At 73.1% G+C, this 25,788-nt stretch carries 26 protein-coding genes; 19 read left to right on the top strand and 7 right to left on the bottom strand.

Features of this window, described 5'->3' with window-relative positions:
- Positions 1-51: 51 nt before the first annotated feature.
- Genes VHW64_RS02560 through VHW64_RS02550 form a run of 3 tightly spaced genes read left to right on the top strand, consistent with a single transcriptional unit; the run spans position 52 to position 3,636 of the window.
- Positions 52-468, top strand: coding sequence for a cyclic nucleotide-binding domain-containing protein (locus VHW64_RS02560; RefSeq protein WP_329648939.1), 417 nt, complete (start codon positions 52-54; stop codon positions 466-468).
- Positions 469-489: 21 nt separating this feature from the next.
- Positions 490-2,841 (top strand): hypothetical protein, encoded by a 2,352-nt coding sequence (locus VHW64_RS02555; RefSeq protein ID WP_329648938.1) that lies wholly within the window; start codon positions 490-492, stop codon positions 2,839-2,841.
- Positions 2,842-2,877: 36 nt separating this feature from the next.
- Positions 2,878-3,636 carry an SDR family oxidoreductase gene (locus VHW64_RS02550; RefSeq protein ID WP_329648937.1) on the top strand — a complete coding sequence of 253 codons (759 nt, stop codon included), beginning with the start codon at positions 2,878-2,880 and terminating at the stop codon, positions 3,634-3,636.
- Here VHW64_RS02550 and VHW64_RS02545 read toward each other — a convergent pair.
- Positions 3,535-4,443, bottom strand: coding sequence for an SURF1 family protein (locus VHW64_RS02545; protein ID WP_329648936.1), 909 nt, complete (start codon positions 4,441-4,443; stop codon positions 3,535-3,537). The genes VHW64_RS02550 and VHW64_RS02545 overlap by 102 nt on opposite strands.
- 64 nt (positions 4,444-4,507) lie before the next feature.
- Between VHW64_RS02545 and moaA the strand changes: the two genes are divergently transcribed.
- Positions 4,508-5,509 (top strand): GTP 3',8-cyclase MoaA, encoded by a 1,002-nt coding sequence (gene moaA, locus VHW64_RS02540; protein WP_329648935.1) that lies wholly within the window; start codon positions 4,508-4,510, stop codon positions 5,507-5,509.
- Between the two features lie 214 nt (positions 5,510-5,723).
- On the opposite strand, the gene VHW64_RS02535 is transcribed toward moaA, so the two are convergent.
- A complete protein-coding gene (locus tag VHW64_RS02535; protein ID WP_329648934.1) occupies positions 5,724-6,047 on the bottom strand; it encodes a DUF3099 domain-containing protein in 324 nt (107 codons plus the stop codon).
- A 151-nt stretch (positions 6,048-6,198) separates the two neighbouring features.
- Between VHW64_RS02535 and VHW64_RS02530 the strand changes: the two genes are divergently transcribed.
- The 4 genes from VHW64_RS02530 (at position 6,199) to VHW64_RS02515 (ending at position 9,795) form a co-directional block, all read left to right on the top strand.
- On the top strand, positions 6,199-6,411 hold the full coding sequence (locus tag VHW64_RS02530; protein ID WP_329648933.1) for a dodecin: 213 nt from the start codon (positions 6,199-6,201) through the stop codon (positions 6,409-6,411).
- Between the two features lie 57 nt (positions 6,412-6,468).
- Entirely contained in the window at positions 6,469-7,200 is a 732-nt protein-coding gene (fabG, locus tag VHW64_RS02525) for a 3-oxoacyl-ACP reductase FabG (protein ID WP_329648932.1), read from the top strand.
- Between the two features lie 29 nt (positions 7,201-7,229).
- Complete coding sequence (gene fabI, locus VHW64_RS02520) at positions 7,230-8,003, top strand: enoyl-ACP reductase FabI (RefSeq protein WP_329648931.1); 774 nt, start codon at positions 7,230-7,232, stop codon at positions 8,001-8,003.
- Between the two features lie 94 nt (positions 8,004-8,097).
- Entirely contained in the window at positions 8,098-9,795 is a 1,698-nt protein-coding gene (locus VHW64_RS02515; RefSeq protein ID WP_329648930.1) for a Mur ligase family protein, read from the top strand.
- A 10-nt stretch (positions 9,796-9,805) separates the two neighbouring features.
- Here VHW64_RS02515 and VHW64_RS02510 read toward each other — a convergent pair whose 3' ends face one another.
- Positions 9,806-10,345: a helix-turn-helix domain-containing protein gene (locus VHW64_RS02510; RefSeq protein ID WP_329648929.1), complete on the bottom strand. Its 540-nt coding sequence runs from the start codon at positions 10,343-10,345 to the stop codon at positions 9,806-9,808.
- Between the two features lie 67 nt (positions 10,346-10,412).
- Between VHW64_RS02510 and VHW64_RS02505 the strand changes: the two genes are divergently transcribed.
- The 4 genes from VHW64_RS02505 (at position 10,413) to VHW64_RS02490 (ending at position 14,443) form a co-directional block, all read left to right on the top strand.
- Positions 10,413-11,813 carry an MFS transporter gene (locus VHW64_RS02505; RefSeq protein WP_329648928.1) on the top strand — a complete coding sequence of 467 codons (1,401 nt, stop codon included), beginning with the start codon at positions 10,413-10,415 and terminating at the stop codon, positions 11,811-11,813.
- A gap of 38 nt (positions 11,814-11,851) precedes the next feature.
- Positions 11,852-12,376 carry a methyltransferase domain-containing protein gene (locus VHW64_RS02500; RefSeq protein ID WP_329648927.1) on the top strand — a complete coding sequence of 175 codons (525 nt, stop codon included), beginning with the start codon at positions 11,852-11,854 and terminating at the stop codon, positions 12,374-12,376.
- A gap of 91 nt (positions 12,377-12,467) precedes the next feature.
- A complete protein-coding gene (locus tag VHW64_RS02495) occupies positions 12,468-12,953 on the top strand; it encodes a carboxymuconolactone decarboxylase family protein (RefSeq protein ID WP_329648926.1) in 486 nt (161 codons plus the stop codon).
- On the top strand, positions 12,929-14,443 hold the full coding sequence (locus VHW64_RS02490) for a PLP-dependent aminotransferase family protein (RefSeq protein WP_329648925.1): 1,515 nt from the start codon (positions 12,929-12,931) through the stop codon (positions 14,441-14,443). Before VHW64_RS02495 ends, VHW64_RS02490 begins: the two co-directional genes overlap by 25 nt.
- Here VHW64_RS02490 and cphA read toward each other — a convergent pair.
- Positions 14,429-17,221, bottom strand: a complete 2,793-nt coding sequence (cphA, locus tag VHW64_RS02485; RefSeq protein ID WP_329648924.1) for a cyanophycin synthetase — start codon at positions 17,219-17,221, stop codon at positions 14,429-14,431. The genes VHW64_RS02490 and cphA overlap by 15 nt on opposite strands.
- Positions 17,218-18,264 carry a cyanophycinase gene (locus VHW64_RS02480; protein ID WP_329648923.1) on the bottom strand — a complete coding sequence of 349 codons (1,047 nt, stop codon included), beginning with the start codon at positions 18,262-18,264 and terminating at the stop codon, positions 17,218-17,220. Before VHW64_RS02480 ends, cphA begins: the two co-directional genes overlap by 4 nt.
- A 34-nt stretch (positions 18,265-18,298) precedes the next feature.
- On the opposite strand from VHW64_RS02480, the gene VHW64_RS02475 reads away from it, so the two are divergent.
- Positions 18,299-18,826, top strand: coding sequence for a histidine phosphatase family protein (locus VHW64_RS02475; RefSeq protein WP_329648922.1), 528 nt, complete (start codon positions 18,299-18,301; stop codon positions 18,824-18,826).
- Positions 18,827-18,885: 59 nt separating this feature from the next.
- Here VHW64_RS02475 and serB read toward each other — a convergent pair whose 3' ends face one another.
- A complete protein-coding gene (gene serB, locus VHW64_RS02470; protein ID WP_329648921.1) occupies positions 18,886-20,103 on the bottom strand; it encodes a phosphoserine phosphatase SerB in 1,218 nt (405 codons plus the stop codon).
- A 52-nt stretch (positions 20,104-20,155) separates the two neighbouring features.
- Here serB and VHW64_RS02465 point away from each other — a divergent pair, with 52 nt between their 5' ends.
- Complete coding sequence (locus tag VHW64_RS02465; protein ID WP_329648920.1) at positions 20,156-20,539, top strand: VOC family protein; 384 nt, start codon at positions 20,156-20,158, stop codon at positions 20,537-20,539.
- 76 nt (positions 20,540-20,615) lie between these two features.
- On the top strand, positions 20,616-21,101 hold the full coding sequence (locus tag VHW64_RS02460; RefSeq protein ID WP_329648919.1) for a DUF805 domain-containing protein: 486 nt from the start codon (positions 20,616-20,618) through the stop codon (positions 21,099-21,101).
- A 3-nt stretch (positions 21,102-21,104) separates the two neighbouring features.
- Here the strand turns inward: VHW64_RS02460 and VHW64_RS02455 are convergent, their stop codons facing one another.
- Complete coding sequence (locus VHW64_RS02455; protein ID WP_329648918.1) at positions 21,105-21,842, bottom strand: hypothetical protein; 738 nt, start codon at positions 21,840-21,842, stop codon at positions 21,105-21,107.
- 33 nt (positions 21,843-21,875) lie between these two features.
- Between VHW64_RS02455 and VHW64_RS02450 the strand changes: the two genes are divergently transcribed.
- The 4 genes from VHW64_RS02450 to VHW64_RS02435 are packed head-to-tail and all read left to right on the top strand — an operon-like array spanning position 21,876 to position 25,170.
- Positions 21,876-22,679, top strand: a complete 804-nt coding sequence (locus VHW64_RS02450) for an ABC transporter ATP-binding protein (RefSeq protein WP_329648917.1) — start codon at positions 21,876-21,878, stop codon at positions 22,677-22,679.
- A 44-nt stretch (positions 22,680-22,723) separates the two neighbouring features.
- Complete coding sequence (locus VHW64_RS02445) at positions 22,724-23,185, top strand: NfeD family protein (RefSeq protein WP_329648916.1); 462 nt, start codon at positions 22,724-22,726, stop codon at positions 23,183-23,185.
- 42 nt (positions 23,186-23,227) lie between these two features.
- Positions 23,228-24,415, top strand: coding sequence for an SPFH domain-containing protein (locus tag VHW64_RS02440; protein ID WP_329648915.1), 1,188 nt, complete (start codon positions 23,228-23,230; stop codon positions 24,413-24,415).
- An 11-nt stretch (positions 24,416-24,426) separates the two neighbouring features.
- Positions 24,427-25,170 (top strand): sulfite exporter TauE/SafE family protein, encoded by a 744-nt coding sequence (locus VHW64_RS02435; protein WP_414690439.1) that lies wholly within the window; start codon positions 24,427-24,429, stop codon positions 25,168-25,170.
- The last annotated feature ends 618 nt before the right edge of the window (positions 25,171-25,788 follow it).

Below are 25,788 nucleotides of genomic sequence, written 5' to 3'. Positions count from 1 at the left end.
ACACTACGTGACCGCGGACCTGGGGCCTTCGCGTTGCCCTAGAATCCACCGGTGCTGCTCACCATCGAACGCGTCACCCTGCTCAAGCGGGTGTCGCTGTTCGAGCGAACCCCGGACCGTGTCCTGGCCGGGCTGGCCCGGACCCTCCTCGAGGAGGAGTTCCCGGTCGGGACCGACCTGATGGTCGCCGGCGCGGTCGAGGACTGGATGTTCGTCCTGACCGAGGGGACGGTGCGAGTCACCCGCCCCGACCGCGCGGTCGACCTGGGGGCCGGCCAGGTGGTGGGCGAGCTCGCGGTGCTCGAGCCGGAGCCGCGCACCGCGACCGTCACCGCGCTGACCGACGTCCGGGCCTTCCGGCTGCGCAAGGTCGACTTCGACGAGGCCCTTCGCACTCGCCCCGAGATCGCGGTCGGGGTCATCGCCGAGCTGGTGCGACGCCTGCGTGAAGCACACTCCTCGGCCTGACAAGCCTGGCATGAGCCCCAGATGACAGAGCTGAGACGGCGGGTCCTGCTACTGGCTGCTCAAGCCGGCCTGCTGGGCCTGTCGGTCGTCTTCCTGATCGTCCCCGCCAGCGCGCTGTTCCTGGAACGCTACGGCGCGCAGAACCTGCCCTTCGTCTACCTCGCCGTCGCCGTGCTCGGTGTCGCCGTCTCCCGCGTCATGGGCAGCCTCCAGGCCCGGCTCTCCCTGGCCGGCGTCGCCCGGTGGTGCATCGGTGTCTTCGTGGTGATCGTGGCTCTGGGCTGGGCGCTGCTCCGCCTCGGCGGCCACCCGTGGGTCTCCGCGGTGCTGGTGGCGCTGTTCCCGTTGATCATCCCCGTGGGCTTCGTGATGGTGGGCACCCAGGCCGGGCGGGTGCTCGACGTCAGGAGCCTGAAGCAGTACTTCGCTCGGATCGTGGCGGGGTTCTCGCTCGGGTTCGTGGTGGGCGGGCTCGCGTCGGCAACCCTGACCGGGCCGCTCGGCGGCCCGGTCAACCTGCTGCTCGTCGACGTCGGGTGTGGCGTGGTCTGGTTCGGGACCGCGGTCGCGGCGGGACGACGGTTCCCCGACGAGCTCGGCCGGCGTCCCGAACCGCAGCGTCAGGACCCCGGGGCCGCGGCCGCCGAGACCTCGTCGACGCCGGACCGCGGTCTGTTCCTGGTGATGTTCGGCTACCAGCTGCTGGTGGCCGCGATCACCCAGCTCCTCGACTACATCGTCTGGGAGCGCGCCGCGTTCCACTTCCCCGACCCCAACGACCTGGCGCGGTTCCAGGGCCTTTACGACACCCTGATCAACGTCGTGGCGCTCGGCTTCGTGTTCCTGGTCGCCGGCAGGCTCCTGATGCGGTACGGCGAGCGCGGCGGTCTCACCGCGAACCCCCTCGGTCTGATCGTGCTGCTGGTCCTCGGTACCGCCGTCGGGGCGTTCGGAGGGCCAGACGGCACCACGTTCTTCGTCGTGATGTGTGCGCAGCAGGTCGCCCACATCGCCCTGACCGACGGGATGACCAGGGCGGCGATCAACACGGCGTACCAGGCTCTCGAGCCGCGTAGCCGACTGCGGGCGCAGACCGTCGTGGAGGCGGCCGGGGTGCCCCTGGCCCTAGGGTTCGTGGGCATCCTGCTGCTGGTGTTCCGCGCCACGCATCTGGGTGTCCGGGCCGTCGTCGCCATCACGCTGGTGCTCACGGTCGCCTGGCTGGTCACCGCGCTGGTCGCCCACGCGCACTACCGGTCCGGCGTGCTGGCATTGGTCACCGCCCGCCCGTGGGAGCCGCTGGACCTCGTCGACTCCGACGGGCGGGTCGTCGTCTCGCTGCTGGCCGGCCCGCGGGTGCCCGAGGTCCGGGCAGCGCTCGGTGCGGTCGGGCCGGTCGGCCCTCCGTCGGGGGTCGAGATGTCAGCGCTCCTGGCGTCGGCCGACCCGTACGCACGGCTCGCCGCAGCCGCCGCACTGGCAGGCGGGGAAGGCGCGACCGCTCAGCGCGCCCAGCGCGAGTGGGCTGCCGCCGTGGCCGATCCGGCTCCCGGAGTCCGCGACGCGGCACTGGCCGGGTGCTCCGCGGCCCGGCACCACCCCTTCTTCGTGCCGTACCTCGCAGACGTCACGGCGTCCGCCGCGTCGAGTGCCGCCCTGGTCGACGCGCTCGACCGATATGCCGTCGAGGTGGCGCCGTTGGTCGTGGACCGCCTCGGGGCCGAGGAGGCGGGTGTCGTACGCGAGCGCCTGGTCGCCGCGCTGGGAAGGATGCGCGACTCGCTGCCGGACACCCCCGCCGGCCTCCCCGATCTCCGGACCGAGGTCGAGCTCCGGGCCGACCGCGCCGCTCGTGCTCGCGATGCCCTTGTCGCGCTCGAGAGCCAGCCCGCCGCCGCGACGCTGCGTCGGGCGCTCGTCGAGGACACCGAGCACTCCTCGCAGGTGCTGGCCGACCACCTCGCCATGCGCCAAGGGCATCGCGGCGCCGGGCGGATCGTGGCGGCCCTGGGCCGCAGCGGCACCGACGAGCGAGCCCTGGCCGTCGAGCTGCTCGAGGTGCTCGTGGGGCGCGAGCTCGGCGAGCGGATGGCGGGGCTGCTGGCTCCCTGGGCGAGTGCGGAGGACCTGGCAACGGCGCTCGCGGGACGCGGAGAGCCGGGTCTGTCCGCCGACGCCTGGGTCCGCGACCTCGTCGAGGACCCCCAGACGCAGTGGGACGACCCGTGGCTCCGGTCCTGCGCGCTGCACGCAGCGCCAGCCGTCGTCGGCTCACCGGCCGCGATCCGGCTCGCCGAGCCGTGGCTGGGTGACCTGGACGACGTCGTCGCGGAGACGGCGCGGTCGGTCGTGGCGCACCGGGGCAGCGGCTGAGCCGGCTCGCCCCGCCAACCCGTTAGGTTTCGGGTCATGGACCTGGGACTAGCCGATCGCGTCTTCGTCGTCACCGGGGGAGCGCGCGGACTGGGCCGCGCCACCGCGGAGGTGCTCGTCGCCGAGAGCGCCAGCGTGGTGCTCGCCGGCCGCACCGAGGAGAGGCTGGCGTCGGCCGTGGCCGAGCTGGGCTCCGGCCACGCGTCGTACGTCGTCGGCGACAACGCCGACCCCGGTCTGGCGGATCGCCTGGTCGCGGCGGCCCACGAGCGGTGGGGCCGGATCGACGGTGCCCTCATCAGCGTCGGCGGACCACCCGTCGGCAGCGTCACCGCGACCACCGACGAGCAGTGGACCGCGGCGTTCGAGTCGGTGTTCCTCGGAGGCGTCCGGCTGGCCAGGGTGGTCGCCGCCGCCCTCGGTGCGGGTGGCTCGATCGCGTTCGTGCTCTCCACCAGCGTCAAGGCCCCGCTCACCCAGATGGCGACCAGCAACGGGTTGCGGCCCGGACTGGCGATGGTGGCCAAGCAGCTGGCCGACGAGCTCGGTCCGCGTGGCATCCGGGTCAACGGCCTGCTGCCCGGGCGGGTGGCCACCGAGCGGGTGGCCGAGCTGGATGCGCTCTCTCCCGATCCCGCCGCGGCGAAGGCGCGTGCCGCCGAGACCATCCCGCTGCGACGCGACGGCGAGCCCTCAGAGTTCGGCCGTGCCGCTGCGTTCCTGCTCAGCCCGGCCGCGTCCTTCGTCAGCGGGGCGATGCTCCCCGTCGACGGCGGGGTGATGCGCGCGCTGTGACGCGCTCACCCGGGCCGGGGGGCCGGGCTTGGACTGCTTGGCCGGCTGCTGTGCGCGGCGCAGCTCGGCACGCCCGGTGCGCTCCTCCCAGGCGAGATACCCGTACCCGAAGAGGCCGAGGATCCCGAAGAACCACCACTGGAGCGCGTAGAAGAAGTGCGGACCGTCGCCGAGCCCGGGCTTGCCCGCTCTGGCCAGCGGCGTCGCCGGGGCCGGCGTCTCGGTCAGCAGCTGCACGAAGCCGCCGTAGACCGGCAGGCCGGTGGCGGTCGCGATCTGGCTGCTGGAGATCGAGCGGGCCGAGGCGTCGACCACCTGGGTCGAGCTGCCGCCGGCGTCCTGCCGGACCCACCCGGTGACGGTGACCGTGCCGGACGGTGGGTCCGGCACCTGGGTGGCGCCGGTGCCACCCTCGTTGGCGGTCTGGTACCACCCGCGGTCGACGAGCAGGGCCGTGCCGGAGGACGTCATCAGCGGGACGACGACGTCGACGCCGGGGCTGCCGTTGCGGGTCTGGTAGCGGATCACGACGGTCTGCGACGTCTCATATGTGCCGGTCGCCGACACCACGGCGTACTGGTCGGTGTCGGGCGGCTCGACACCGCGGCGCAGCACCTGGTCGACGGGTCGAGGCCTGGCGCTCTCGTTGGTGGAGACGATCTGGTTGCTCGCGCGCCGGCTCTCGAGCCGGTGCCACTGCCAGCGGCCGAGCAGCAGGCACGCGTAGGCCCAGAGCAGCACGACCAGCAGGAGCACCACCCACCGCCGGCTCAGCAGGAACCGCAGGCTGCGGGTATCCGTCGGCACCGTGCGAGGCTATCCGCCCGCCGGTGACCGTGGTCCGCGGGCTCGCTTGACCTAGACTTGACCGGTGAGTGAGCAGCGAGTGCTGGCCGACGCCTACGGCCGGGTCGCGACCGACCTGCGGGTGTCGCTGACCGACCGCTGCAACCTGCGCTGCTCCTACTGCATGCCGGCGGAGGGACTCGACTGGCTGCCGCACCCCGAGGTGCTCACCGACGACGAGGTGGTCCGGCTGATCACGGTCGGGGTCCGCAGCCTCGGTGTGCGCGACGTTCGCTTCACCGGGGGAGAGCCGCTGATCCGGCGTGGCCTGGTCGACATCGTCCGCCGTACCCGCGAGCTCGATCCCGGCCTCGAGCTCTCGGTCACCACCAACGGCCTCGGCCTGGAGCGGATGGCCGGTGCCCTCGCCGAGGCCGGGCTCGACCGGGTCAACCTCAGCCTCGACACGCTCGATCCGAAGCAGTTCGCGACGATCACGCGTCGCGACCGCCTCGACGACGTCCTGCGCGGGGCCAAGGCGGCCCACGAGGCCGGGCTGACTCCGGTCAAGGTGAACGCGGTGCTCCTACGCGGCGTCAACGACGCCGAGGCCTGCGGCCTGCTCGCGTGGGCGGTGGCCCACGAGTACCAGCTGCGCTTCATCGAGCAGATGCCGCTCGACGCCCAGCACGACTGGCACCGCGAGCAGATGGTGACCGCCGAGGAGATCTTCGAGCGGCTCAGCCGCGAGTTCTCGCTCTCACCGGCCAGCGAACCGCGCGGGAGCGCACCCGCCGAGCTCTTCCTGGTCAACGGCGGCCCGGCGGTCGTGGGCGTGATCGCCTCGGTCACGCGACCGTTCTGCGGCGACTGCGACCGCGTCCGCATCACCGCCGACGGCCAGGTGCGCAACTGCCTGTTCGCGCGCGAGGAGTCAGACCTGCGTGCCGCCCTGCGGGGCGGCGCCTCCGACGACGAGATCGCGCAGCGCTGGGTCGCCGCGATGGCGACGAAGCTGCCCGGACACGGGATCAACGACCCGACGTTCCTCCAGCCCGACCGGCCGATGTCGGCCATCGGGGGCTAGGCCTTCCGGGCTTCGAGACGCCTCGGCCTGTCGCGGTTCTCTGCGGCTTCGCAGGCTCATCCGAAGCGGCGCCGAAATGACGACGAGTGCCAGACAGCCACGGGGGAAGCTTTCCGGCACTCGACGGTGCACACCGAGTCGGGGAACCCGGCGGGCACGTCGGCGATTCTTGCACGCTGGCTTGCGCCCCTCCAACCCCCAGAAGCGGGGAGTCTCATTCGGAATCCGTGCCCCGGGGGAGCTCCTTCTCCTGCGATGATCCGTTGCGCAGGGCGAAGCCATCTGATTTCGTCGTGGCCGCGTTGGCCATCACCACCGCCACGTAGGGCAGCACGATGGCGCCGACCACGAAGATCCATGGCAGCCAGCTCGGCCCGGCGTGGGTGATGGCCAACCCGGCCACCACCAGGAAGCACAGCGTGCGCACACCCATCGCGACCAGGTAGCGCCGCTGGCGCGACGAGATGTCGGCATCGGCCCCTGCCGAGGCCGTGGTGATCCGGATCGGGTCCTGCGCCCCGCGTCTGGTGCGCGCCATAGTCCACCTTAAGTCGCCTGCTCGTCTGGTGATCCGTTGCCCAGGCTCGTGCGGATGGCGGGGCGCTGGGCGGGCGGCCGGCGGGGCGCCGGACGGGCGGCCGGACGGGCGGCTGGACGGCGCGGATCCGGCTCGCCCGTAGAGTCCGGCCATGAGCAACCGCACCTATCGCGTCACCGAGATCGTCGGCACCTCGCCGGACGGGATCGAGGAGGCCATCCGCAACGCCATACGCCGCGCCAGCTCCACGCTGCGGCACGTCGACTGGTTCGAGGTGACCCAGGTCCGCGGCCAGATCACCGACGGCGACGTCGAGCACTTCCAGGTCGGCATGAAGATCGGGTTCCGGCTCGAGGACGAGTGAGCCGCCCGGCCGAGGCCGACTTCCGGGTACCGGCCAGTAGTCGCTAGCGTCGGCCCCGTGGACGAACAGGTCGACACACAGAGTGAGCCCCGGTCCGTCCTGGTCACCGGTGGCAGCCGCGGCATCGGCCGCGCCATCGCGGAGGCCTTCGTAGCGCTGGGCGACAAGGTCGCGGTCACCTCGCGCTCCGGCGGAGGTCCCGACGGCGCGCTCGACCTGATCTGCGACGTCACCGACGGCGCGGCGGTGGAGCAGGCGTTCGCGGACGCCGAGGCGGCACACGGCCCCGTCGAGGTGCTGGTGGCGAACGCCGGGATCACCGCCGACACCCTGCTGCTGCGGATGTCGGAGGACGACTGGAGCTCGGTGATCGAGACGAACCTGACCGGGGCCTTCCGGCTGACCAAGCGCGCCGCCAAGGGGATGCTCCGGCTCCGGCGTGGGCGGATCATCTTGATCTCGTCGGTCGTCGGCCTCACCGGGCAGGCCGGCCAGGTCAACTACGCGGCGTCCAAGGCCGGGCTGGTCGGCATCGCGCGGTCGCTGACCCGCGAGCTCGGGTCGCGCTCCATCACGGCGAACGTCGTGGCGCCCGGCTTCATCGACACCGACATGACCGCCGTCCTCAGCGACGAGCAGAGGGCGGCCATCAAGGACCAGGTGCCGCTGCGGCGCTACGGCACCGTCGACGAGGTGGCCGGGGCCGTGACCTGGCTCGCCTCGGCGGGCGGCGCCTACGTGTCCGGGGCCGTCATCCCGGTCGACGGTGGTCTCGGCATGGGCCACTGACCGCACGACCCACCCACCCGAGGAGACAGATGAGCGGCATCCTGGACGGCAAGCGGATCCTGGTCGCGGGCGTGACCTTGGACTCCTCGATCGGCTTCGCGACCGCGAAGGTCGCCCAGGAGCAGGGCGCCACCGTCCTGATCTCCAACTTCGGCCGGGCGCTGGGCATCACCCGTCGGATCGCGAAGCGGCTGCCCGCCGAGCCGCCGGTCCTCGAGCTCGACGTGACCGACGAGGACCACCTCGCCGGTCTCGCGGACGCCGTGCGCGAGCACGTCGACGGCCTGGACGGCGTCGTGCACTCCATCGCCTACGGCAACCCCGAGACCCTGCTCGGCGGGAAGTTCATGACCGGGCCGTGGAACGACGTCGCGCAGGCCGTGCACGTCTCGGCGTACTCCCTGAAGTCACTGACGACCGCCTGCCTGCCGTTGATGGGTCCGGGCGGGAGCATCGTCGGGATGACGTTCGACGCCTCGGTCGCGTGGCCGGGCTACGACTGGATGGGCTTCGCCAAGGGCGCGCTGGAGTCGTGCAACCGCTACCTCGCGCGCGACCTCGGTCCGCAGGGCATCCGCTGCAACCTGGTCAGCGCGGGCGCGCTGAAGACGCTGGCGGCCAAGGCGATCCCAGGCTTCGAGCTGTTCGAGGAGGAGTGGGCCAAGCGGGCCCCCCTCGGATGGGACCTCGACGACCTCGAGCCCACCGCCCGTACCGTCGTCGCCCTGCTCAGCGACTTCCTCCCCAAGACCACCGGCGAGATCGTGCACGTCGACGGCGGCTACCACGCGATGGGCGCCTAGCCCGACCGACGTCATCCGAAGCGTGCGCGACGGCGCTGGATGGCGCTCGCGCCGGATGACGTCCGCGGGCGGGCGCCCGAGATAGCGTGCCCGCGTGACGTCGCTGACCGAGCTTCGGGTTCTGGAGGGGCCGAACCTGTACTTCCCGCGCGCGGCCATCAAGGCCACGCTCGACATCGAGGGGCTGGCCTCGGCGCCGACGGCGACCGCCGAGCGGCTGGCCCGGCGGATCGGGCTCGCCGGCGCCCGACCCGGCGAGCCCGACACCGGCTTCCGGCAGCGTTTCGCGCTGCGGGCCGTGGCCCGGCTGGTGCGCGAGATCGCGCGTGAGTCGGGCACGGTGCGGCTCGCCGTCCGGGTGCGCCCCACCAGCGACCCCCACCTGGTCGTCGTCGCCTACCCCTGGCGACATCGGGAGCGGGCCCAGGAGATGGCGCGGGCCGTGGCCGACGTGCTCGACGCCGTGCCCGGCGAGGACGTCGAGTGGGCGGTCGGACGCGCCGCCGAGCGGGTCGCCGCCTCGGCGGAGGGGGAGCGGCCGCACACGATCCGCCCGACGATCCCGGTGGTGGCCGTCACCGGCACCAACGGCAAGACCACCACCAGCCGGATGATCGCCCACATCGCCCGCACGGGCGGGAAGGTCGTCGGCTGGTCCAACACCGACGGCATCTACCTGGACGGCAAGCTGGTCGAGGCGGGGGACTACTCCGGCCCGAGCGGCGCCGGTCGGGTGCTCGGTCTGCCGGGAGTGCAGTTCGCGGTCACCGAGACCGCGCGCGGCGGCATCCTGCTCAAGGGCATCGGGCTGACCCGCAACGACGTCTCGGTGGTGACCAACGTCAGTGCCGACCACCTCGGGCTGCAAGGCATCGACACCCTCGACCAGCTCGCGGAGGTCAAGGCCGTCGTCCCACGGATCACGCGACGCGGGGGCTGGGCGGTCCTCAACGGCGACGACCCGCGCGTCTTCGCGATGCGCTCGGTCATCCACTGCCGCCCGTGGGTGTTCTCGCGCGACCCCAGCTCACCCGCCGTCCGCGAGACCCTGGACGCCGGCGGCCGCGCCACGACCGTGATCGACGGCTGGGTCGCGGTCCTGAGGCCAGGGGCGGACGCCGACCCGCTGGTCGAGCTCGTGGACGTGCCGATGACGCTGGCGGGACTCTCCCGCTTCAACGTCGAGAACACCCTCGCCGCGGCGTCGGCGGGGCTGGCCGCCGGCATTGCGCGCGCGACGGTGGTCGAGGGGCTCCGCTCGTTCCGCCCGGACCCCGAGCACAACCCCGGCCGGATGAACTTCTTCACGGTGCCGGTGGACGGCGGCGAGGTCTGCGTGGTCATCGACCTGGCCCACAACGAGGCCGGGCTCGAGGCGCTGCTGGAGGTCATGTCCGGCGTACGCCGCGCGGGGACCCGTCTGCTGCTGGGCCTGGGGGCGGTCGGAGACCGCACCGACGAGCTGATCGGCCGGCTGGGGGAGATCGGCGGGATGGGCGCCGACGTGGTCGCGATCGGCCACAAGCAGCACTACCTTCGAGGCAGGTCCGTCGAGGAGCTGGAGACGCTGCTGCGCGAGGGCGCGGAGCGGGTGGGGGTGCACGACGTGCCGGCGTACCCGACCGAGGTCGAGTGCCTGGCCGCCCTGGTCGCCCAGGCCGGCCCCGGGGACGTCGTGGGGCTGATGTGCCACGCCGAGCGTCAGCAGGTCTACGACTGGATCGCCGCCCACGGCGGCACGGCTGACACCCCGGAGCAGCTCGGCGCGAAGGTCCGCGCGGCCCGGGCCTGAGCGCCGGGCGTCAGCGGACCGGGATCGGCTGGAGCAGCCGGTGAGGCTGACGCAGCGCCACCGACACCGGGTCGTCGCGCAGTGAGGGGTCGGCGCCAGGCCCCTGCCGCACCTCGACGTCGCCGGGGGCCGGCGTGAGGCCGCAGGCGTGGCAGCGTCCGTCCGGGCCGAGGTCGCCGCAGCCGACGTGCTGGTAGAGGCGCCGCGGGCGTCCCGGCGTCGTCCGCCGGTCGCCCCACTGCACGAGCGCGTAGAGCGCCGGCCACAGGTCGAGGCCCTCCTCGGTGAGCTCGTAGGTCGGGTGACCCTCGCCGCTGCGGGTGAGCAGCCCGTCGGCGACCAGCGCGTCCAGGCGCGAGCTGAGCACGGCTCGGGAGATGTCGAGGTGCGCCTGGAAGTCGGAGAACCGGCGTACTCCCAGGAAGGCGTCGCGCAGGAGCAGCAGCGTCCAGCGCTCCCCGACGAGCTCCAGTGAGCGGGCCAGCGAGCAGTCCTGGCGGGCGTAGTCGGTGCCGAGTGGCATCGTGGCCTCCGGTCGGAAGAATTTCATCTGGTCTGATGGACAGACTATATGCTACGGTGCCGTTAGTTCAATGAACAGACTAAAGGGAGCCACCGTGACCGCCGCCCGCCGCACCCTCCTCACCGCCACCCTGGGCACCGTGGCGGTGCTCGTCGCGTTCACCGCGCCGCTGGCCAACCTGAACCAGACCGCCGCCGGGCTGGACGCGGGTGCCTCCGGGCGGACGTGGATCCTCAGCTCGATGTCGATCGGCCTGGGGGCGTTCCTGCTCACCGCAGGCCGGGTCGCCGACGACTTCGGCCGTCGGCGGACGTTCGTGGCGGGAGCCGTGCTGCTGGCCGCGGGCTCGCTGCTGGGCGCTGTCGCGCCCGGGGTGGGGGTGTTCGTGGCGGCTCGCGTGCTGACGGGCACGGGCGGCGCGGCCGTCATCGCGGCCGGGCTCGGCATGATCGCCGTGGCGTTCACCGAGCCGCTCGAGCGGGCCCGGGCCACCGGCCTGTGGGGCGCGAGCGTGGGTGCGGGCATCGCCGTCGGGCCGGTCCTGTCGACCTGGCTGGGTCGGTGGAGCTCCTGGCGCGACGTGTACGCCGTGCTCGCGGCGGGTGCGGTGGTGCTGGCGCTGACGGCGAGCGGGTGCAACGAGTCGCGGTCGGCCCACCGGGCCCGCCTCGACGTGCCGGGGGTCGTGCTGCTGGCGGCCGGCTCGAGCTCGCTGCTGGCGGGTCTGACCGAGGGACGCCAGGGCTGGACGCGCCCGCTGGTGCTGGTCCTCCTGGGCGCCGGCGTGCTGCTGCTGGCCGCGTTCGTGACGGCCGAGCTGCGCTCGGACCACGCGATGGTCGACCTGACGTTGTTCCGGCGACCGGCCTTCGCCGCGGTCACGGTGGCGGCGCTGGCGACCGGCGGCGGCATCATCGCGCTGCTCTCGTTCATCTCGGGGTTCGCCGGCCTTGCCCTGGGGCTGCCCCCCACGACCACGGCGTGGCTGATGCTGGCGTGGTCGGGCCCGAGCGTGCTCACCGCGATCCTGTCGCGGCGGCTCCCTCACCACTGGACCGGCCGGGCCCGGATGGGCATCTCGCTGGTCGTGGTCGCGATCGGCCAGCTGATGCTGTGGGGCGTCGGCACGGGGTCCGGCGCGGGCCGGTTCGTCCCGGGGCTGCTGCTGGCCGGAGTGGCCTCGGGGGTCCTGAACGCCGCGCTGGGCCGCGAGAGCGTGGCCAGCGTGCCGGCGGCCCAGGCGGGCCTGGGCAGCGGCGCCAACAACACCGCGCGGTACCTCGGGTCGGCGCTGGGCGTCACCGTGGTCTCGGTGGTCGCGACCCCCTCGGGTGCGATCTCGCCCGCCGCCCTGGTCGACGGCTGGAACCGTGCTGCGCTGGTCACCGCGGCGGTGTCCCTGGTCGGGGCGCTGGTCGTGCTGCTGGTCGGCGAGCGTCGGGCCGTCGCGGTCCCTGCCGAAACCCTGTCGCGTCAGGAGGCCGACGCTGCCTAGGGTCGCAGCCATGGTGATGGTCATGATGATGGTCCGCCGTGGCCGCGGCGAAGCCGCGGCGCGGGGCTGCGAGCCGGCCGAGAGGCTGGGGATGGCACCCGCTCACCCCTGAGTGGGCCGAGGCGGTCGTGGCGGGCTCGCCCGTTCGCCCGGGTGAGGTCGTGGTCGACCTGGGGGCCGGGGACGGTGCCCTGACCCTGCCGCTGGCCAGGGCGGGCTGCCGGGTGCTCGCCGTGGAGCTGCACCCGCACCGGGCCGCCGTGCTGCGCCACCGAGCCGGGCAGCTGTCGGTGTCCGTCCTCGAGGTCGACATCGAGGAGTTCCGCTGGCCTGGGCACCCGTTCCGCGTCGTGGCCAACCCGCCGTACGCCGGGATCAACGCGCTGGTGGGCACGCTGACCCGGCTGCGCTGGCTCCGGTCTGCGGACCTCGTGGTCGCGGAGGGCGCCGCCCGCGGGCTGGCCCGACGTCACCCGGGCCGGGTGCGGCTGGGTGAGCGGCTGCCCCGAGCGGCGTTCCGCAACCCACCACCGGACACCGCCCGAGTCGTCCACGTGCGCTGAGTTGCCAGAGCAGTGGAGCAGAGAAGTGGACCAGTCAAAGAGACCGGAACCGGCTCATCTGTCTGGTCCAGAATCGGCCTACGGTGGACCCATGACCACCGGGACCCTCCACCACATCCCCGCCCGGCTGGACGTCGACGCCGTCGTCCCGTCGTTCGCCAAGGGGATGCAGCACCTCGACGCGACGGCGACCCGCGAGCTCGACCGCGCCGGCATCCCGGCGGGACTGCGCGACCTGCTGCGGCTGCGCGCCTCCCAGATCAACGGCTGCTCCTACTGCGTCGACATGCACAGCTCCGACGCGGCCGGCGCCGGCGAGGCCGCCCAGCGGATCAGCGCCGTGGCCGTCTGGAACGAGTCGCCGTTCTTCACCGAGCGCGAGCGCGCGGCGTTCCGCTTCACCGAGGTCGTCAGCCGGGTCGCCGACACCCGGGTTCCCGCCGAGGAGTACGACGCGGTCGCGGCCCACTGGTCGCCCGACGAGGTGGGCGCGCTGCTCGCCCTGATCGTCACGATCAACGCCTGGAACATGCTCGCGGTCTCCTCCCGGGCGTGGGAGCCCGAGCTCCGCGGCTGATCGCCGAGGAGAACGGCGTGGATCTCCAGGTGACCCTGGCCGGGCCGGGGGACCGCGTCGCGCGCATCTACCGCGAGCTGCGCGCGGCGGTTCTCGACGGGCGGCTGGAGCCGGGTGACCGGGTGCCGGCGACCCGCGACCTGGCCCGCCAGCTGGGCGTCGCCCGCGGGACCGTGACCGCGGCCTACGACCGGCTGAGCGCCGAGGGCTTCCTGGAGGCGCGGACCGGCTCGGGTACCTACGTCGCGACCGTCAGCCTGTACGACGCCACGGGCGACGCCATGGGCCGGTCGACGGACGCCTCCGGGGACGGCCGGCGGGCGCGACCCGGTGCCGTGCATCCGCTGCCCCTGTGGGAGGCGACCGCGCCGCGACCGAGCCGACGGGACCGCCCGCTCCACGACCTCTCGCTCGGCCAGCCCGAGCCCGCGCTGTTCCCGCTCGAGGTCTGGCGTCGGCTGGTCGGCGCGCAGCTGCGGCGCTCGCGGCTCGAGGAGTCGGCGTACTCCGGTCGCGGCTCGCCTCGGCTTCAGCGCGAGATCGCCCGCTTCCTCGGCCTGGCCCGCGGAGTCGTTGCCTCGGGGGACGACGTGATCGTCACCGCCGGCGCCCAGCAGGCGGTCGACCTGATGGCCCGGGTCGTCCTCGCGCCGCGGGCGGTGGTGGCGGTCGAGGATCCGGGGTACTTCGCGGTCCACCGGCTCCTGGAGACCCACCGCGTCGCCCTGCGCGGCGTGCCCGTCGACGACGAAGGGCTGGTCGTGGAGGCGATCCCGCCGGAGACGCGACTGGTCTACGTCACCCCGTCGCACCAGTTCCCGACCGGGGTGGCGATGTCGCTGGGCCGCCGGGTGGCGCTGCTGCGCTGGGCCGTCGAGCACGACGCGCTGATCCTCGAGGACGACTACGACAGCGAGTTCCGCTTCGGCGAGCAGCCGGTCGAACCCCTCCAGAGCCTGGACCGGGTGGGTCGCGTCGCCTACGTCGGCACGTTCTCGAAGTCGTTGCTGCCGGCTCTGCGCGTCGGGTACGTCGTGCCGCCGCGCTCGCTGGCCGCGGCGGTGCGCGAGGCCAAGCGGGTGACGACGTGGGAGGGCGACCTGACCACCCAGGGGGCCCTCGCCGAGTTCCTCGCCGAGGGTCACCACGCGGCTCACGTGCGCCGGGCCACCCGCGTCTACCGAGAGCGGCGCGACCGGGTGCTGGCCGGGCTGGCCGGGTGTGCCGACCTGCTCGACGTGGTGCCGTCGGTGGCCGGGCTCCACGTCTGCGCGAGGTTTCGTGACGAGTCGGTCGACGACCGGGAGGCCGCGGCACGCGCGGCAGCGCGTGGCGTGCGCGTCGAGGCCCTCTCGGACCACTACCGCCGGCTGCCGCCGCGACCCGGCCTGGCCATCGGCTTCGGCGGGATCGGGGCCGACGCCGTCCCGGATGCGATGCGCCGCCTCGAGGCCGCGCTGCGGGGTGCCCCTGGGTCAGGTACCGACTGAGGTCTCCGGCTGCGCCTCGGACGGGTAGTAGTCGGGGTCGGCGGCGGGGGCGTCGGGATTCTCGACGGAGCCCGCCTGCGCCCGGTGCGACCACGACTCGAGCTCGCCCATCACCCGGCCGTGCTGGTCGACGCAGATCACCACCAGGTCGCCCGGGTTGGCCCGGGAGAGCGCGTGGCGCACGGCGTCGATCTCCTCCAGGACCATCTCGACCTGCTTGCAGCGCGCGCCGTCCTCCATGGCCTTCCGCACGCCCTCGGTGACCAGTCCCGCGGTCTCGCCGCGCGGGCGCCGCCGGAGGTTGTCGTCCTCACGCACGATGACCACGTCGAAGTGCTCGGCCGCGACCGCCCCCAGCTCGCGCATGTCCTCGTCGCGTCGGTCGCCCGCGGTGGCCACGACTCCGATCCGTGAGAGCCGTCCGAGCTCGGAGGTGGCCGACAGCGAGTCGCCCACCCGGTCGACGAAGTCGCCGAGCATCCGCATCCCGGGCGCGTTGTGGCAGTAGTCGACGATCACGTGCGCGCCGTTCACGTCGACCTCGTTGAGGCGTCCGGGGGAGAGGTAGTAGTTGGTCGAGAAGCTGCGCAGGCCCTGCCGGATGTCGTGCAGCGGCGCACCGGCGGCGAAGGCGGCCGCGGCGGCGGCCAGGGAGTTCTGGACGTTCATCCGGGCGCGGCCGCTGAAGGTCGCGGGCAGGAGGTGGGTCCAGGCCAGCTGCATCTCGCGGCGGCCGTGCTTGACCACGATCATCTCGCCGCGGTCCGACGGGTTGAGGACCAGCGCCTTCCCGCCCCGCCGGCAGTGCGCCTCGATCATCTCGCGGACCTCCGAGCCGGGCTCCTCCATGGAGAACCACACGACCTGGCCCGAGCAGCGGCGCCGCATCTCGCGCACCAGCGGGTCGTCGGCGTTCAGCACGGCGTGCCCGTCGCGAGGCACCGCCTCGACCACGACGGCCTTGACGTCGGCGAGCTGCTCGACGGTGTCGATGCCGCGCATGCCGAGGTGGTCGGGCTGGACGTTGAGCACGACCGCCACGTCGTTGCGCTCGTAGCCGAGACCCTCGCGGAGGATGCCGCCGCGGGCCACCTCGAAGACCGCGAAGTCGACGCGCGGGTTCTGGAGCACCATCCGCGCACTGCGGGGCCCGGACGCGTCGGCCCTGATCACCAGCCGCTCGTCGATCACGACGCCGTCGGTGGAGGTCATCCCGACCTTGCGGCCCATGCCCTTGAAGATGTGGCTGATCATCCGGGACGTCGTCGTCTTGCCGTTGGTGCCGGTGACGGCGACGACCGGGATGCGTGAGGGTGCGCCCGGGGGGAAGAGCATGTCGACGACCGGCTTGGCGATGAACTGCGGCTCGCCGATCGTCGGGTGGGTGTGCATGCGGAACCCCGGCGCGGCGTTCACCTCGCAGATGGCGCCGCCGGTGTCGCGCACCGGCTCGGTGATGTCGGGGCAGATGAAGTCGATCCCCGCGATGTCGAGCCCGATCATCCGGGCCGCCTCCTCGGCGATCTCGACGTTCTCCGGGTGGGCCTCGAACGTCCGGTCGATCGAGATTCCGCCGGTCGACATGTTGCCGGTCAGGGCGAGCTTGACCGTCTCGCCCTCGGCGGGGACCGAGTCGAGGCTGTGCCCCTGCCCGGCCAGCACCTCCTCGGCGGCGGCGTCGAGCTTGATCCGGGTCAGCACCTTCTCGTGGCCCACGCCTCGGCGCGGGTCGGCGTTGGTGAGGTCGACCAGCTCGCGGACCGTGCCGCGGCCGTCGCCGGTGACCGAGGCCGGGACGCGCTCGGCGATCGCGGCCATCCGACCGTCGATGATCAGGCAGCGGTAGTCGCGGCCGGTCACGAACGACTCGACGATGCAGGTGCCGCGTCGCGACTGGTCCCGGGCCACCGGGAAGGCCTCGCGCACGTCGTGGTCCGAGGCGAGGTTCAGGCAGACGCCGCGGCCGTGGTTGCCGTCGAGCGGCTTGACCACCACCGGGAAGCCGATCCTCCGGGCCGCCGCGACCGCGCCGTCGGCGTCGCGCACCGACTCCTGCTTGGGGACCGGCAGCCCCGCCGCGCCCAGGAGCTTGGTGGTGAGGTCCTTGTCGGAGGCGACGTCGACCGCGATCGAGCTGGTCTCCGAGGTCATCGTCGCGCGGATCCGCTTGGCGTGGACGCCCTGCCCGAGCTGGACCAGGGAGTACTGGTTGAGCCGGATCCATGGGATGTCGCGGCTCACCGCCTCGTCCACGAGAGCCTGGGTCGACGGCCCGAAGGCCGTGCGCTCGGCGCGGATGATGAAGTGCTCGAGCTCGCCGGCCCAGTCGAACTCGGGGTCGGCGCGGACGAGGTGGTTGACCAGCCGGATCGCGAGGCGACCGGCCGCCAGCCCGACGTTCTCGTCGATGTAGCCGTAGATGACGTTGTAGTGGCCCGGCTCGCCCTTGACCCCGCGGGTCTTGCCGCGCCGGATGTCGTGACCCACGACCTGCTGGAGCGCGAGCGCGCAGTGCTCGGCGACGTGGCCGAGCCACGTGCCCTCCTGGAGGCGCTCGACGAACCCGCCCCGGCGACCGCGCGAGCAGGAGTGCTGAGCCAGGCCGGGCAGGGCCTCGAGCAGGTGCTCGGTGAACCCGGGGAGCTTGTCGGTGGGGAACCTCTCGAGCCCGCCCAGGTCGACCACGAGATGGATGGACTTGTCGTAGGACCAGATGTTGGGGCCGCGGTAGACGCGCGTCTCGAGGATCGTGAGGTCGGGGGTCGGGCGTTCGCTCACCTGGGGTCTCCGTCCTGTACCTCGGGATGGGCCGGGTCTACGGATCCGGCGCTGCGGCCAGTCTTGCCCGAGGCGCGCTTGCGGGCCAGCCGCCGACGCAGGTGGGACGGGCTGACGTCACCCGCCGCGATGTCGCGCGCCATCAGGCGCAGGTCCGCCTGCGCCTCGGCGAGCTCGGCCGCCTCGCGGGCGGAGACCCGCGCGGGCCGCTGGACCAGGACCCGGTCGGTCAGGTCGTACGCCGTGCCCGGGGGCAGGACGTGGAGCACGACGCCGCTGGCCAGCAGCGGCGAGGACCGGGTCGCCTCGTAGGCGTTGGTGACGAGCCGGGCCGGGTCGAGGACGGTGACCGCGCCGCGCCCGGAGACCCGGAGGATCTCGTGGCCCTCCTCGTGGGTGACCGTCGCGCAGGTGTCCTCGTCGACGCCGATGCCGAGCAGCTGGGGCGACTGGGCCACGATCATCAACAGCCGGCCGTAGCGGTTGCGCTGGTCGAAGTGCTGGTCGATCACCGTGGTGGACAGCAGCCCTAACCCCGCAGCCACCTGGGTCATCCGCTGCTTGGGCGTCGCTCCGCCCCGGCCGAACGCGACCATGTGCGAGGACTGGATGCTGGCCCCCGCCGACGTCCCGGCCACGACGGCACCGCGCCGGTGAGCCCGGACGATCGCGTCACCGAGCGGCGTGCCGCACACGACCGCGGAGAGCTTGAGCTGGTTGCCGCCGGTCATGAAGACGCCGGTGGCCTCGTCGACACGCTTGACCAGGTCGGGGTCGTGCGCCTCCTCGCGGGTCTCGGGACCGGCGGGGACGACTTCGCCCGCGCCCAGCCGCCGGAACAGCGCGTCGTACACCTCGACGACCTCGGCGCCCAGGCTCGAGGCGGTCGGCACCACCACGATCCGCGCCTCGGCGCCGCCGCTCCCGGCGACGAAGTCGGTCAGGATGGCGCGCTGGCCGAGCTTGTCCTCCGCGCCGCCGATCACCATCAGCGGCCCAGGTCGCGTCGACGAGCCGATGTCCTGCTGGTCCGGGCGAGGCATGACAGGGAAGGCTAGCCGGTGCCAGAGTTCGGGTGTGAGCGTCCAGGCAGAAGGCGGGCCGCGGCGGCTGGTGGTGATGCGGCACGCGAAGGCGCAGCCTGGTGGCGAGACCGACGCGCTCCGCGAGCTGGCCCAGCGCGGCTGGGACGACGCGCGCGATGCCGGACGCTGGCTCGCGTCCCTGGGCGTCGCTCCCGGCGCCGCTCTGGTCTCGTCGGCACGGCGGACGAGGTCGACGTGGCTCGCCCTGGCCGAGGGCGGGTCGTTCGCGTGCGACGCGACGTACTCCGACAGCCTGTACAGCGCCGGACCGGAGACGGCGCTGGATCTGGTCCGGGAGACCGCGGAGGCGGTCTCGGTGCTCGTGGTCGTCGGCCACAACCCGACCATGGCCTACCTCGCCCAGCTGCTCGACGACGGCGACGGCGACCAGGCGGCTGCGCGCCAGATGGCGACCGGCTTCCCGACCGGCGCCGTCGCCGTGTTCGCCGTACCGGCGCCGTGGTCCGGCCTCGACCTCGCCTCCGCCCGCCTGGTCGCCTTCCACGTGGGCCGCGCCTAGGGATAGTACGGATCAAGGCGCTGGAGAACGCCGCCCCTGGACCAGCCTGGTGATCCGTACTATCGGAGGGGGGGAGCGGGGGTGACGAGGCCGTGGGTGAGGTCGAGGGCCTCGATCTCCTCGCGGCTGATCCCCAGCAGGTACATGATCGCGTCGAGGTAGGGCACGTTGACCGAGGTGTCGGCCGCCTCCTGGACGAGCGCCTTGGCGTTGTAGGCGATCCCGAGTCCGGCCGCGGCGAGCATGTCCAGGTCGTTGGCGCCGTCGCCGATGGCCACCACCGACTCCACCGGGACGCCGACCTCCGCCGCGAAGTGCCGCAGCGCCGCGGCCTTGCCGGCGCGGTCGACGACGTCGCCGACGATGCGGCCGGTCAGGCGGCCGTCGACGATCTCCAGCTCGTTGGCGCGGGCGTAGTGGATGCCCAGGTCGGCCGCGAGCCGGTCGGTGATCTGGCTGAACCCGCCCGAGACCAGGGCGAAGCGGTAGCCCAGCCGGCGCAGGATGCGCACCAGCGTGCGCGCCCCCGGGGCCAGCACCAGCTCGTCGTAGACCTGGTCCAGAGCGGACGCCGGGATGCCGGCGAGCAGCGCAACCCGCTCCCGCAGGGACTCCTCGAAGTCGGTCTCGCCGCGCATCGCCCGACCGGTCGCCGCGGCAACCGCGGCGCGCTGACCGCTGTGCGCCGCGAGCAGCTCGATCACCTCGCCCTGGACCAGCGTCGAGTCGACGTCCATCACGATCAGCCGCATGGCGCGCCGCAGCAGGCTCGACGGCTGGACGGCGATGTCGATGCCCTGGGCGGCGGCCTCGGCGCTGAGCATCGTGCGCAGGCGGTCCGGGTCGACCCCGGAGACGTGGAGGTCGATGGCGGTCACGGGGTAGCGCGCCATCCGCTCGATGCGGTCGATGTTCGCACCGCTGTCGGCGATCCGGCCGGCGACCGCCGACATCGCCGAGGCCCGCAGCGGCGCCCCGATCAGGGTGACGTGCGAACGGCCGTCACGACGCCCGTCGTTGTCACCGGTGCCGCGGGTGATCTCGATGCCCATGCCGAGCCCGGTCGCCGTGGCCTCCACCGCCGAGCGCAGGCGCCTCCAGTCGCGGGGAGCGGTGACCAGGATGCCCAGGACCAGGCGGCGGCGCAGCACGATCTGCTCGATGTCGAGCACCTCGACCCCGGCCCGGCTCAGGGTGCGGAAGATGGCCGAGGTGACCCCCGGCCTGTCCTTGCCGGAGATCGTGAGCAGCAGGGTCTCCGGCTTGTCGTGGCTCATGACCCTCCCGAGGCTAGCGAGGCGGGGCGGACTGTCGGTGGCGGTCCGTACTGTGACGCGGCATGACAGCCACCCGACACCACCACACCTTCGACGACGTCGAGCTCGCCGCACCGACATCGCGGCGGCCGAGGAGTTCTACGCCGAGGCCTTCGGCTGGATCTTCACCGACTGCGGCCCGGCCTACTCCGGCATCGGCCGGCCCGGCGGCGAGGGCGAGATGGGCGGGCTCAACCCCGAGCGCCCCGCCGGCCCCGGCCTGCCGCTGGTGATCCTCTGCAGCGACGACCTGGACGCGACGTACGCCGCGGTCCGGTCGGCCGGCGGCACGATCGACGAGGAGATCTTCGACTTCCCGGTGGCCGACGCTTGCACTTCGGCGACCCGGCGGGCAACGCCCTGGCGGTGTGGCAGCAGTCCTGAGCGCGACCCGTGACTCGGGGGCGGCCGGACGGTAGCGTCCCGACTGGCCGGCGCCCGTGTCGGTCCCGTCCGAGACCCCGGAGGTCCCGATGTCGTTCCAAGACGCGGTCAAGATCTGCATCAGCAAGTACGCCGACTTCAACGGGCGAGCGCGCCGGTCGGAGTACTGGTGGTGGGTGCTGTTCACCGTCATCGTGTCGTTCGTCGCCAGCATCATCGACGTCATCCTGGGCACCCGCTCGGGCAGCTTCGGGCTGATCGAGGGTCTGGCCACCCTGGCGTTCATCGTTCCCAGCCTCGCTGTCGGCGCCCGGCGCCTCCACGACGTCGGGATGACCGGCTGGCTCCAGCTGCTGGCGATCATCCCGATCATCGGCGCCCTGATCCTGATCTTCGCCTTCTACATTCGCGACAGCCAGCCGGACAACAAGTACGGCCCGTCGCCCAAGGGCTACGGCGCCGGCCCCGGTGCACCCGGCGGTCCGGGGTACGGCCAGCCGCCCCAGGCGCCCAGCGGCCCCGACTACGGCCAGCCTCCGGGTCCGCCGTCCGGGCAGAACCCCTACGGCACCTGAGCCCTACGGAGCCCACGCCTCGGGCGAGCACGCCGCGACCAACCCTCGGCGTGCCGCCCGGGCCAGTGGCTGGAGGGCGTCGCGGCGACGCCCGGCATCGGCAGCGCTGAGCGCTCCGCCGTCGTCCTCCAGCGCCAGGTCGGCGATGGCGCGGGCCTGGAGCGAGCGGCCGGCCAGCTCGGCGCAGCGCGGTGGCGTGCCCGCGGGCGGGCGCAGCCGCGGCGGATGGTGCAGGTTCAGCAGCGCGTCCGCCGCCTCCGGGCGCCAGCGGGCCACGTCGAGCGCGGCGAGAGCCGACGCCGCGTCGCGCAGGGCCAGGCGCAGCCCGCGATCGGCCTCGCCGACATCGGGCGGATGCCGCGGCGACGCCGGGTACGCAGTCCACTCCACGGCGGCGCCTACCCGTCGCGGCACGAGGGCGGCGGCACCGGCCACGACCGCCTCGCCGCACTCGAGCGCGGCCGTCGTCAGGTCCGCGGGACCGCCCAGTCCCACCGGGTCACCCGGGACGGCCAGCGCCAGCCCGAACGACGAAGCCCCGCTCACGCGGATCTCGGCCAGCGCCCGCGACAGCGGCACCGAACCGTCGACGCCGGGCAGCCCGGCCACGACGTGCGTCGCATCCTGCCCCAGCACCGCGTCGAGGACCAGATCGAGCACGACCTGACCGCGCAGCCAGGAGGTACCCCACCACGCCACCAGGGCTGAGACGGGCAGGGCCGGTGCTGAGTCGGTCGGCACGGCGCGTCACCCTACCTCGATAGGGTGGCGATCATGGTCGCGGTGATCGAGTTCGCCGACGTGACCGTGCGACGGGGCCAGGCGACGCTGCTGGACCGGATCTCGTGGCGCGTCGCGGAGGGCGAGCGCTGGGTGGTGCTGGGGCCCAACGGCGCCGGGAAGACGACGCTGCTCCAGGTCGCCTCGGCGCAGGTCCATCCCACCGACGGCGTTGCCGGCATCCTCGACGAGGTGCTCGGCACCGTGGACGTCTTCGAGCTGCGGCCGCGCATTGGGCTCACCAGCGCCGCGCTCGCCGAGCGCATCCCGCGTCACGAGCTGGTCCGCGACGTCGTCGTCAGTGCGTCGTACGCCGTGGTGGGGCGCTGGCGGGAGGCCTACGACGACTTCGACCACGACCGGGCTCGCGAGCTGCTTGCCTCGGTACGGGCCGACCATCTGCTCGACCGCACGTTCGGCACCCTCAGCGAGGGAGAGCGCAAGCGGGTCCAGATCGCCCGGGCCCTGATGGCCGACCCGGAGCTGCTGCTGCTCGACGAGCCGGCCGCCGGGCTCGACCTCGGGGGCCGTGAGGATCTCGTCGTGACCCTGTCGACGCTGGCACTCGACCCGGGCTCGCCGGCGACCGTGCTCGTCTCCCACCACGTGGAGGAGATCCCCCCGGGGTTCACCCACGCGATGCTGCTGCGGGCCGGCCGGGTCGTCGCGGCCGGGCCGATCCGGCTCGTGATCACCGAGGAGCACCTCTCCCAGACCTTCGACATGCCGCTCGTGCTCAGCTTCGAGGGCGGCCGGTGGACCGCCCGCAGGCGGCTGCGCCGTCGCAGTGAAGGTTGAGGCAATCGCGGGGGTCCGGGCCGTTCGCGGGATAGGCTCGCGCCATGGAGTGGCTGGGGGATCACCTCTGGGCCGCCTGGCTGGTCCTGGCGGTGGCGCTGGGCGTCGCCGAGATGGTCAGCCTGGACCTGATCCTGATCATGGTCGCCGTAGGTGCCGCCGTCGGCGCCCTGGCCGCGATCGCGTCGCTCCCCTTGGCACTCCAGGTCCTGCTCGCGGCGGGCAGCTCGACGGCGATGCTGGCGCTGGTCCGGCCCAACCTGGTGGCCAAGCTGCACCAGGGGCCTGACCTCGTCACCGGTACCAAGAAGCTGCTCGGGCAGCAGGGCGTGGTGACCGAGGAGCTCACGGCCCATCACCCGGGCCGCGTCAAGCTGGGCGGCGAGGTCTGGTCGGCATGCCCCTACGACGAGTCCACGACGATCGCTACGGGAGTCACTGTCGAGGTGTTCGCGATCCGCGGCGCCACGGCGTACGTCCACCCGGTCGGCGAGCTGATGCCCTGACCAGGCAAGTAGTCTCGAAGCAACCCATCTAAGGAGCCCTCGATGCCGGTCGTGTACGCGCTGCTGATCGTGGTCGTGCTGTTCGTGCTGGTGATGCTGGCCCGTACGGTCCGGATCATCCCGCAGGCCAGGGCGGGCATCGTGGAGCGCTTCGGGAAGTACAAGGAGACGCTCCCGGCCGGGCTGAACGTCGTGGTCCCCTTCGTCGACAAGGTGCGCTACATGATCGACCTGCGCGAGCAGGTCGTCAGCTTCCCGCCACAGCCGGTGATCACCGAGGACAACCTCGTGGTCTCGATCGACACCGTCATCTACTTCCAGGTCACCGACCCGATCGCCGCGACGTACGAGATCGCCAACTACATCCAGGCGATCGAGCAGCTGACCATGACGACCCTGCGCAACATCGTGGGCGGTATGGACCTCGAGGCCACCCTGACCAGCCGCGACCAGATCAACTCCGGGCTGCGCGGCGTCCTCGACGAGGCCACCGGCAAGTGGGGGATCCGGGTCAACCGGGTCGAGCTCAAGGGCATCGACCCGCCGCCGTCGATCAAGGACTCGATGGAGAAGCAGATGCGCGCCGACCGTGAGAAGCGTGCGACGATCCTCACCGCGGAGGGTCAGCGGCAGTCCGCCATCCTGAGTGCCGAGGGGGAGAAGCAGTCGGCGATCCTGACGGCCGAGGGTGCCCGGGAGTCGCAGATCCTGCGGGCCCAGGCCGATCGCGAGGCCGCGATCCTGCGTGCCCAGGGTGAGGGGCAGGCGATCCAGACCGTCTTCCAGGCGATCCACGACGGGCAGCCGGACCAGGCGTTGCTGGCCTACCAGTACCTCCAGATGATGCCCAAGATCGCCCAGGGCGAGGCCAACAAGGTCTGGGTGATCCCGTCGGAGATCACCAAGGCGCTCGAGGGGCTGGGCTCGTCGGTCCACGAGATCGCGGGGATCCCCAAGGCTTCCGGAGGCCCGCGCACCCGCGTCGACATGGGGTCCACCGAGCCGGCCGCCATCGCCGCGACCACCGACGCCGCGCTGTCGAGCGCCGACCAGGCAGTCCAGGACGCGATCGCCGAGGCGGAGAACGCCGCCAACCCCGGCCACGGCGCCCACGTCGCGGCCGATGCCGCTGCCGCGGCCGCGGCCGCCTCCCCGGGCACGCCCACGGCCACCGACGAGCCGCCCGCCACCGACGGTGGCGACGCCCCGGAGGCCCCGCCCGCGCAGTGACGCTCCTTCAGATGGCGGCCGTGCTCCTGGCGGGCATGGCCGCCGGCACCATCAACGCCGTTGTCGGCTCGGGAACGCTGATCACCTTCCCGACCCTGCTGGCCTTCGGGGTCGCGCCGGTGACCGCGAACGTCTCCAACACGATCGGCCTCGTCCCCGGGGTGGCCAGCGGGGTCGTCGGCTACCGGCGCGAGCTGGTCGGGCAGCGCGGCCGCGCCGTCCGGCTGGGCAGCGCCGCCGTGCTCGGTGGGGTGGTCGGGGCGGGTCTGCTCCTGGTGCTGCCCGCCGGTGCGTTCCGCGCGATAGTGCCGGCCCTGATCGTCGTCGGGCTGGTGCTCGTGGTGCTCCAACCGCGCATCTCGCGCCGGGTTGGCGCGCAGCACGACGACGCGGCTGGTGACGCGGGCCCCTGGTGGGTGTGGCCCGCGGTCTTCGGCACCGGGGTGTACGGCGGGTACTTCGGCGCGGCGCAGGGCGTGATCCTGATCGGCATCCTGGGCATCGCGATCACCGACACGCTGCAACGCCTCAACGGGCTCAAGAACGTCCTGGCCGGCCTGGTGAACGGCGTGGCCGGTCTGATCTTCATCGTCGTGGCGCACGTCGACTGGACGGTGGTGGCCCTGATCGCGACCGGCTCGGTCGTCGGCGGGCAGCTCGGGGCGACGGTCGGCCGCAAGCTGTCGCCGGTGGTGCTGCGGGTCGTGATCGTGGTCGTCGGCCTCGCCGCGCTGACCTCGTTCCTGCTCCGGTGACCCGGCGCGGCTCGAGCCGGCGTCGCCGCGGTGCCGGGACGGTGGCGCAGAGACGACACCGTTCCGGGAGGACGCGTGCCTCGAGACCTGCGTGGGCTGACCCGGGCCGACCTCCCCGAGCAGCTCACGCCGGACAGCATCCGGCCGCTCCCGATCGGCGACCTCGAGCGCCTCGCGCGGCCGGGCAACGGGGGTGCTCGACCCGGCCGAGCAGGCGACGTTCGACGCCGCTCTGCACGAGGTGATGAGCGCGGCGCGCCGCGGGTCCGGCCAGACCAGGTCGACGAGCACGTGCGCCACCTGGCCCGGCACATCGGCCCGCAGGTCGGCGTCGCGGAGGGCCTGGCGCCCGGCGTGGACTGGTCGTTCGCCCAGCGCGGGCCCGCGGGGAGAAGTCGACCTCCATCGACTGACCGCTTGACGTGGCTCCCCGTGGGTCGAGCCTGTCGGGGCCACGGTGTGGACGGGTGCTTGTGACTCGAACAGGTGTTCGATAGCATACGGGTATGGCCATCCTCTCCCTCGAGCCCCCGCCGGCGTCGCCGGGCCTGGGCGAGCTCCTGACCGGGGTGGTCGCCGGGTTGACGGCTGCGGCCGACCTGCCGACGGAGGCGGTGT

This window comes from Nocardioides sp., assembly GCF_036267815.1.
Taxonomy (GTDB): domain Bacteria; phylum Actinomycetota; class Actinomycetes; order Propionibacteriales; family Nocardioidaceae; genus Nocardioides.
Note: the sequence above shows the minus strand (reverse complement) of the source record. Positions and strands in the feature narration are given on the sequence as shown.